Origin of the sequence: Phormidium pseudopriestleyi FRX01, assembly GCF_017313335.1 — a bacterium.
Classification (GTDB): domain Bacteria; phylum Cyanobacteriota; class Cyanobacteriia; order Cyanobacteriales; family Laspinemataceae; genus Laspinema; species Laspinema pseudopriestleyi.
This window is the reverse complement of the sequence record NZ_JAFLQW010000611.1, coordinates 1-7,646: the sequence shown is the minus strand read 5'-3', so window position 1 is coordinate 7,646 and position 7,646 is coordinate 1. Positions and strand designations below refer to the sequence as shown.

General features: G+C 48.1%; 8 protein-coding genes and 1 pseudogene. 4 read left to right on the top strand and 5 right to left on the bottom strand.

Features of this window, described 5'->3' with window-relative positions; all coding sequences use genetic code 11:
• A pseudogene (locus tag J0895_RS23385) lies at nucleotides 1–184 on the top strand (Uma2 family endonuclease); the annotation flags it as partial.
• A gap of 193 nt (nucleotides 185–377) precedes the next feature.
• Here J0895_RS23385 and J0895_RS23380 read toward each other — a convergent pair.
• From J0895_RS23380 to J0895_RS23365, 4 genes are all read right to left on the bottom strand, one after another.
• Entirely contained in the window at nucleotides 378–1,985 is a 1,608-nt protein-coding gene (locus J0895_RS23380; protein ID WP_207090393.1) for a 2-isopropylmalate synthase, read from the bottom strand.
• 124 nt (nucleotides 1,986–2,109) lie between these two features.
• On the bottom strand, nucleotides 2,110–2,631 hold the full coding sequence (gene labA, locus J0895_RS23375; RefSeq protein ID WP_207090392.1) for a low amplitude/bright protein LabA: 522 nt from the start codon (nucleotides 2,629–2,631) through the stop codon (nucleotides 2,110–2,112).
• A gap of 574 nt (nucleotides 2,632–3,205) precedes the next feature.
• Nucleotides 3,206–3,487 carry a hypothetical protein gene (locus tag J0895_RS23370; RefSeq protein ID WP_207090391.1) on the bottom strand — a complete coding sequence of 94 codons (282 nt, stop codon included), beginning with the start codon at nucleotides 3,485–3,487 and terminating at the stop codon, nucleotides 3,206–3,208.
• A 91-nt stretch (nucleotides 3,488–3,578) separates the two neighbouring features.
• A complete protein-coding gene (locus tag J0895_RS23365) occupies nucleotides 3,579–4,226 on the bottom strand; it encodes a response regulator transcription factor (protein WP_207090390.1) in 648 nt (215 codons plus the stop codon).
• 370 nt (nucleotides 4,227–4,596) lie between these two features.
• On the opposite strand from J0895_RS23365, the gene J0895_RS23360 reads away from it, so the two are divergent.
• A complete protein-coding gene (locus J0895_RS23360; protein WP_207090389.1) occupies nucleotides 4,597–4,773 on the top strand; it encodes a hypothetical protein in 177 nt (58 codons plus the stop codon).
• A gap of 21 nt (nucleotides 4,774–4,794) precedes the next feature.
• Here J0895_RS23360 and J0895_RS23355 read toward each other — a convergent pair whose 3' ends face one another.
• Entirely contained in the window at nucleotides 4,795–5,244 is a 450-nt protein-coding gene (locus J0895_RS23355; protein ID WP_207090395.1) for a (2Fe-2S) ferredoxin domain-containing protein, read from the bottom strand.
• 287 nt (nucleotides 5,245–5,531) lie between these two features.
• Between J0895_RS23355 and groES the strand changes: the two genes are divergently transcribed.
• Complete coding sequence (gene groES / locus J0895_RS23350) at nucleotides 5,532–5,843, top strand: co-chaperone GroES (RefSeq protein WP_015147152.1); 312 nt, start codon at nucleotides 5,532–5,534, stop codon at nucleotides 5,841–5,843.
• Nucleotides 5,844–5,933: 90 nt separating this feature from the next.
• Complete coding sequence (gene groL, locus J0895_RS23345; RefSeq protein WP_207090388.1) at nucleotides 5,934–7,568, top strand: chaperonin GroEL; 1,635 nt, start codon at nucleotides 5,934–5,936, stop codon at nucleotides 7,566–7,568.
• Nucleotides 7,569–7,646: the final 78 nt, after the last annotated feature.

The following is a 7,646-nucleotide window of genomic DNA, read 5'->3' as shown; positions in this document are numbered from 1 at the left end:
GTTAGCAAAAGCTCAAGAATATTTAGACTTTAACTGCCAAGAAGTCTGGCTAGTTTTCCCCGAAGGACGGCGAATTTTAATCCTGACAGGAAATCAGACCATCGCTTTTCAATCGGGCGATAGTGTTAGCACGCAATTGGTTCTACAGGGATTTAATATTGCCCTGGATGAATTGTTGGGATAGTCAACAGGAACGAACCGGGTTGAAAAAGCAGAAATTCCCATTGTTCCTAAAATGAAAAAACTAATTGAAAGGAAACTATCAGTACATTTATCAGCCTAAATTATTTCCTTCTTATAATAAAACAGCCTGCTTTTGCAGGCTGTTTTATTATCAATTAATAGCAAGCAAAATGCTTGCACTCCTGAAATTCAGGTTAAAGTGATGCGGTTACTGGTTCCGGAGTGGTTTCCTCCTGCTTCTCCAAAAAGGCATACAAGCGATTCAGGGCATTGACATAAGCGTGAGCCGAGGCGACAATGATATCTGTATTCGCTGAATGACCGGAGAAAATGCGATCGCCATGACGTAACCGAATCGTCACCTCTCCCAAAGCATCAATTCCAGCGGTTACCGATTGTACCGAAAACTCAATCAACTGATTCGGCACATTCACCACCCGATTAATTGCCTTATACACCGCATCCACGGGACCGGTCCCGATCGCCGCATCGGTGAGTTCTTCTCCTGTCGGAGTGCGTAACGTTACCGTTGCTGTCGGACGGGCGCGATCGCCACAGGATACCTGTACCAACTCCAACCGGAAAATTTCCGGGGGTTGCTGAATCTCCGCATTCACAATCGATTCGAGGTCCCAATCCGTAACCTCTTTCTTCTTGTCCGCTACAGTCTTAAACTTGAGAAAAGCATTATTTAACTCCGTATCCGAGAGGTCAAATCCTAACTCTTTCAAGCGACTGGCAAAAGCATGACGGCCCGAGAGTTTACCTAACACAATTTGATTGTCCGTCAACCCAATAGATTGGGCATCCATAATCTCATAAGTTAGCTTATGCTTAAGCACACCATCTTGGTGAATTCCCGACTCATGGGCGAAAGCATTGGCACCGACAATTGCTTTATTGGGTTGCACAAACATCCCGGTGAGATTCGACACTAACCGCGAGGTTTTGTAGATTTGTCGCGTGTCAATATTCGTTAACGATTCTTGAGAATCCACCGGACGTCCGAGGAAGGGATTAAAATACTGACGACGGACGTGCAATGCCATGACTAATTCTTCCAAGGCGGCATTTCCAGCCCGTTCACCAATACCATTGATGGTACATTCTAGTTGTCGCGCCCCATTTTTGACCGCTTCTAAGAAGTTAGCAACGGCCAAACCGAGGTCATTATGACCATGAACCGAGATAACAGCATTATCAATGTTGGGGACATTTTCTGTGATGCCGCGAATTAAAGCACCAAATTCTCCTGGGGTGGTGTAACCGACGGTATCGGGGATATTAATGGTAGTGGCACCAGCGGCGATCGCCTTGGTTAAAACTTCATAGAGAAATTCGGGGTCCGAACGTCCCGCATCTTCTGGGGAGAATTCCACATCATCCACAAAAGATTTGGCGTAGGCAACCATTTCCTCGGCGATCGCCACAACTTGGGGACGAGTCTTTTTGAGTTTGTACTCTAGGTGAATATCTGAGGTAGCGATAAAAGTGTGAATTCGTCCCTTGGCGGCGGGTTTGAGGGCCTTTGCTGCGGCCTCAATGTCCGCCCGAGTCGCCCGCGCTAAACCGCAAATCGTGGGGCCGCCTTCGACCCCCACCAATTCGGCGATTTTTTGAACCGCTTCAAAGTCTCCGGGACTAGCGTAGGGAAATCCAGCTTCGATGACATCCACACCCAGTCGCGCTAACTGCCGCGCTATGGTCAGTTTTTCCTCTCCATTCAGACTGGCCCCTGGCGATTGTTCACCATCGCGAAGGGTCGTGTCAAAAATAATGATGCGATCGGGTTGATTTGTCATGGAATTTACCTCCTAGTCCATGTTGAGCTATGTTTGTCCGTTGACAACGAAAGCGGGCGGTTAGGGGTGCGTTTGTTGCACTACCGTATTTCTAATTCTAACCGCCTATCCTGAGTTCTGACTTCTAATAATCCATTTTCTCTATGTGGTTTCGAATATCATTCAAGTCAATATAGCGATCGGTGGCATTTCTCAACTCTCGGGCAATCATTCCTTCGGTGGAAACGACAGTTATATGAGTATTTTTAGACCGTAATAATTCGATCGCCCGCTCGAAATCTCCATCCCCACTAAATAGAACCACTCGGTCGTACTGTTCTACCGTATTAAACATATCGACGACAATTTCTATGTCTAAATTGGCTTTTTGAGAATAGCGGCCCGAGGTATCGTCATAATATTCTTTGAGAATTTTCGTGCGAACAGTATATCCCAAACTAATCAGTGCATCTCTAAATCCTCGTTGGTCCTGCGGATCTTTGAGTCCGGTGTACCAAAAGGCATTAATTAACATAATCCCAGGCTGCTCTTGGTTAAAATATTCTAGCACCCTTCTGGGATCGAAAAACCAACCATTCTTTTGTTGAGCGTAGAACATATTGTTTCCGTCTACAAAAATAGACAGACGGTTCATTAAAAAACCCATAGAAACTTAGACCTAATATTAGTAGAAAATAATTAACCTTGAAATGTGAATCCCTGCGGTTTTATCAAAATAAACCGCTTTGGATTGGGTTGCCAAAAGTTCAGAGTGTCGGTTGGCTAGAATCAGCGAACCAGACAGGATGCCCCGAGCAAGCCATAGACTTTTGAGTAATTGTCATGCTTCTATGGGGGTTTCTAACCTTTGGCACTCCATTGCATCTTCAGCAGTGATTCGGATAGGAGAGTCCCACGCCAAGCTGGGTAATGCAGTATTTTCTGCTCTACCAATCGAGTGTTAAAACGGGTCGAACAAAGAAGTTTGAATGCGATCGGCTGGGTTATGAATAGGTTAGAGTTTTTTCTATTGCAAGTCCGGTTATAAAATAGCATTATTCGACTTCATTGCCCGTTATAAAATCGCGATATGGATATTTTTTCTGATGTGGGATTAAATTAAATATAGGCTGAGTCTAGTTTGGCCCTATCACCTCCGGTTACTGATTGAGTGGCGTTCGTATCTCGTTAACAACTTGATGAATTCGGGGAGGCCCAAATCCGTCTTTATCACTTTACCGCTAAAACCGAGTTCTGGATTGACCAATTTCAAACAGGAGGGGGCGATCGCCTCTCCATAACCCCACGAAGCGCCTTGTTGCTGCTTCTAGGTAAAGAACAGAGGCGGCTCGATTGTCAGGAATGAGCAGAAATCCCCACTCGTCCTTAGCCGTCTCAAAGAACCCTGATTTTGGCAGAATCGATGGGGGTAGGACAGGGGTCGCCTCTGATGCCTCCGGGCCAGTTAAAGTGGAGAATTTGAACCCTAGGGCTGTCGCTTCGATATTCGATCCAGGGGACAAGACCCCTGGTTTCTAGCCCTAACCACCGGGCTTGCTGAGTAGAGATCAGGTCAAAAAACCCGGTTTATCTTCCCCCTCCTGTACTGACGCCCTAGGCCATTTGACTTTCAATGGCCCACCGTGCTAACTCGGTCCGGTTGTGCAGACCCGTTTTTGCCAGCATATTGGAAACATGACTTTCAATGGTACGCTGAGAGACTTTCATCGCCTCAGCAATTTCCCGATTCGCCATTCCCCGGGCGACAAACTGCACCACCTTCGTTTCCGTCGGCGTCAGTTCCACATCAAGGGGAACTTGAATTTTCGGCCCATTCGTCCCCAATTTGAGTTGATGCTGAAGCAATCTACCGGATTGCTTGAGGGAGGCTTCTACCTGAGAAACCAGTTCTTCCGGTTCAAAGGGCTTGACCATATAAACATCAGCCCCAGTATTCAAGCCTTTGACCCGATCTTGACTTTGACCCTTGGCGGAGAGGAACAGTACCGGAATCCAATTCGTGCGGGGGTCTTTTCTAACCTGTTCGACAAAGGCATAGCCATCCATTTCTGGCATCATGACATCGCAAATAATCATCTCCGGCATTTCTTTTTCTAAAATTTCGAGGGCTTCGCGGCCATTTTCTGCGGTGGTGACCTCGTACCCCCGAAATTCCAAATAGTCTTTAACTAACAGGATTAAGTTGGGGTCATCGTCAATCAGCAGAAGTCTCTTTTGAGCGCCTATACTGGGTTCAGTCATGTGTTATTCACTACCAAATTTTGAATGGATTCAATGTAGATGGTTCGAGCCTTACGCTGGAAATTTAATGAAATCCGGTGGGTAATCCCCATCGGAGTGGTAGAGACAGAATTCATCGGTAGGCGATCGCGTTAGTTTGATTCCCTACATTCCCTGATTTTCAGCCCTCAACCGATTGGCTCGAAACTACCCGGGCGATCGCTTTACTCCAAGGAGTAATCCGATAGTTGGGTTTCTACAAAACTAATGTATTTATAAATATTACTCGCCATACAGGTTTAGCTCGCTATCGATTATAACGGATTGTCCTACGGTTTAAAGGGTTTTCAACCGAGGCATCCCTACGGTAAGCTTAACTCCCTGGAAATCGATGAGAAAAACCGGGATAGAACGAGGCGATCGCCCCCTCCCAAACCCTCGAACCAATTCTACCCTTGAGTCGGGATACTTGTTACCATCCCATCCAGTTTTTTCTCCCGGGGGAGTGGACCCCACCCTAACCCTCCCCTTGCCAAGGGGAGGGGACCGTCGCTGGAGTTACTATTAAGGCAAATCACCATGAACTCATTCAGTCTGCCAACGCCGACCCTTCAGCATCAGGAGTCGGTAACGGATGAGTCAGAAACGCATACTCCTGCACCACCTGGTTCCCAATTAAATGCTCTTGAATGATCCGCTCAATCACCTGGGGAGTAGCAGAACGATACCAGACCCCATCGGGATACACCACCAAAATCGGGCCATCACAGCAGACGCGCAAACAATTAGCTTTCGTGCGAAACACACAATCGGGACGAGTCGGAGTAACGCGATCGAGCTTTAACTCCTTCAGCCGTTGTTTCAAATAATTCCAAGCCGCCAAACCCTCCTCTTTCGAGCAACACTTAGCCAAACTCTGATCCGCACAGATAAAAACGTGCCGTTGAATCTGCTTTAATCCCAAACTCTCCACACAGGAATCCAAAGGACTCTCATCCCCAGGTTTACAAGTAACTTGTTCCGGAATTGCTTTCTCCATCATCCTCTCCTCTCCTCTTCTCCGTGAAAATCTGTGCAATCTGTGGTTCCCATCCCCACCCCTACCCAGAGGTCCCCTCCAAAAAGTTCGGGAACCCGTACAGAACGGATAGTTGCGTTCAGTACAAACATTCCGCTAAATTAGCACTCATGGGTCGAGAGTGCTAAACCGATCGCTCAAAGGAAGACTGACAAAGAGATAAAACTCAAGCCAGTCAATACTTTCGAGAGTAAAGTGCCAGCGCTTTGACCCGAATCGACTATAGATATGGATAAGGAGGATTTTACATGGCTGCTGTTTCTTTAAGTGTTTCTACCGTTAAACCCTTGGGCGATCGCGTGTTTGTCAAGGTCAGTGCTTCTGAAGAAAAAACTGCCGGTGGGATTTTGCTTCCCGACACCGCCAAAGAAAAGCCCCAGGTTGGTGAAATTGCAGCAATTGGTCCTGGCAAGCGCAACGACGATGGTTCTCGCCAAGAATTAGAAGTCAAAGTCGGCGACAAAGTGCTCTACTCCAAATATGCAGGCACCGACATCAAACTCGGCACTGATGAGTTCGTCCTGCTCGCCGAAAAAGACATCTTGGCGATCGTCGGCTAAAACGGGTAACCCCCTCAACAAGTTTTACCCTTCCATCTAATTTCAATTTCATCTGAAATAGTCACCTCATACAAACTGCAAAGGACACCTATGGCTAAACGTATTATCTACAACGAAAACGCTCGTCGCGCTCTGGAACGAGGCATGGACATCCTGGCAGAAGCGGTTGCCGTCACCCTAGGACCCAAAGGCCGTAACGTGGTGCTAGAGAAGAAATTCGGCGCACCTCAGATCGTTAATGATGGGGTCACCATTGCCAAAGAAATCGAACTGGAGGACCACGTTGAGAATACCGGGGTAGCTCTGATTCGCCAAGCCGCCTCCAAAACCAACGATACCGCCGGTGATGGAACCACCACGGCAACAGTTTTGGCCCATGCAATGGTCAAAGAAGGACTCCGCAACGTCGCCGCTGGTGCCAATGCGATCGTCCTCAAACGCGGAATTGACAAAGCGACTGCATTCTTAGTCGAAAAAATTGCGGCTCATGCTCGTCAGGTGGAAGATTCCAAATCGATCGCCCAAGTCGGAACCATCTCTGCCGGTAACGATGAAGAAGTCGGCAACATGATCGCCGAAGCGATGGATAAAGTCGGGAAAGAAGGTGTGATTTCCTTGGAAGAAGGGAAATCCATGACAACCGAACTGGAAATCACTGAAGGGATGCGCTTCGAGAAGGGTTATATCTCCCCTTACTTCGTCACCGATACCGAGCGCATGGAAGCCGTCTTTGACGAGCCTTTCATCTTAATCACTGACAAGAAAATCAACCTCGTCCAAGACTTGGTACCCGTGTTAGAGCAAGTCGCTCGTGCCGGTCGTCCTTTGGTGATTATTGCTGAAGATATCGAGAAAGAAGCTTTAGCAACCTTGGTGGTGAACCGCCTGCGGGGTGTGCTGAATGTGGCTGCTGTGAAAGCGCCTGGATTTGGCGATCGGCGTAAAGCGATGCTCGAAGATATCTCCGTGCTCACCGGCGGTCAATTGATCACCGAAGATGCCGGTTTGAAACTGGACAATACCAAGCTGGATATGCTCGGTAAAGCCCGTCGCATCACCATCACCAAAGACAGCACCACCATCGTCGCCGAAGGCAACGAGACAGCCGTCAAGAGCCGCTGTGAGCAAATCCGTCGTCAGATGGAAGAAACCGATTCTTCCTACGACCAAGAGAAGCTGCAAGAACGGTTAGCTAAACTCGCCGGTGGTGTTGCCGTCATCAAAGTCGGTGCCGCAACCGAAACCGAAATGAAGGACCGCAAACTGCGCTTAGAAGATGCCATCAACGCCACCAAAGCGGCTGTTGAAGAAGGTATCGTTCCTGGCGGTGGTACCACCTTGGCTCACCTCACCCCAGTTTTAGAAGAATGGGCCCATGCCACCTTAACAGGTGAAGCGCTTACGGGTGCTTTGATTGTGGCGCGTGCGATCGCAGCTCCCCTGAAGCGGATTGCTGAAAATGCCGGACAAAACGGTGCTGTTATTGCCGAGCGTGTCAAAGAGAAAGAGTTCAACGTCGGTTACAACGCTGCCACGAATGAATTTGTGGATATGTTTGAAGCCGGTATTGTTGACCCTGCCAAAGTGACTCGTTCTGCTCTGCAAAACGCAGCTTCTATCGCTGGCATGGTGTTAACCACCGAGTGCATTGTGGTTGACAAACCCGAATCCAAAGAAGGCGCTTCCGCAGGTGCCGGAATGGGCGGCGGTGACTTCGACTACTAAGGTTTGAATGGGTAGCGTTACGATTGATTAACGCACCGTAAAATAAAAGGGGGGTGGGCTATTGCCTGCCCTCCTTTT

Coding starts and splice junctions, on each gene's coding strand:
- labA (WP_207090392.1), bottom strand. CDS start 2,631: ATGGGTTTTTTAATGAACCGTCTGTCTATTTTTGTAGACGGAAACAAT.
- J0895_RS23355 (WP_207090395.1), bottom strand. CDS start 5,244: ATGGAGAAAGCAATTCCGGAACAAGTTACTTGTAAACCTGGGGATGAG.
- J0895_RS23365 (WP_207090390.1), bottom strand. CDS start 4,226: ATGACTGAACCCAGTATAGGCGCTCAAAAGAGACTTCTGCTGATTGAC.
- J0895_RS23380 (WP_207090393.1), bottom strand. CDS start 1,985: ATGACAAATCAACCCGATCGCATCATTATTTTTGACACGACCCTTCGC.
- groL (WP_207090388.1), top strand. CDS start 5,934: ATGGCTAAACGTATTATCTACAACGAAAACGCTCGTCGCGCTCTGGAA.
- J0895_RS23360 (WP_207090389.1), top strand. CDS start 4,597: ATGAGAAAAACCGGGATAGAACGAGGCGATCGCCCCCTCCCAAACCCT.
- groES (WP_015147152.1), top strand. CDS start 5,532: ATGGCTGCTGTTTCTTTAAGTGTTTCTACCGTTAAACCCTTGGGCGAT.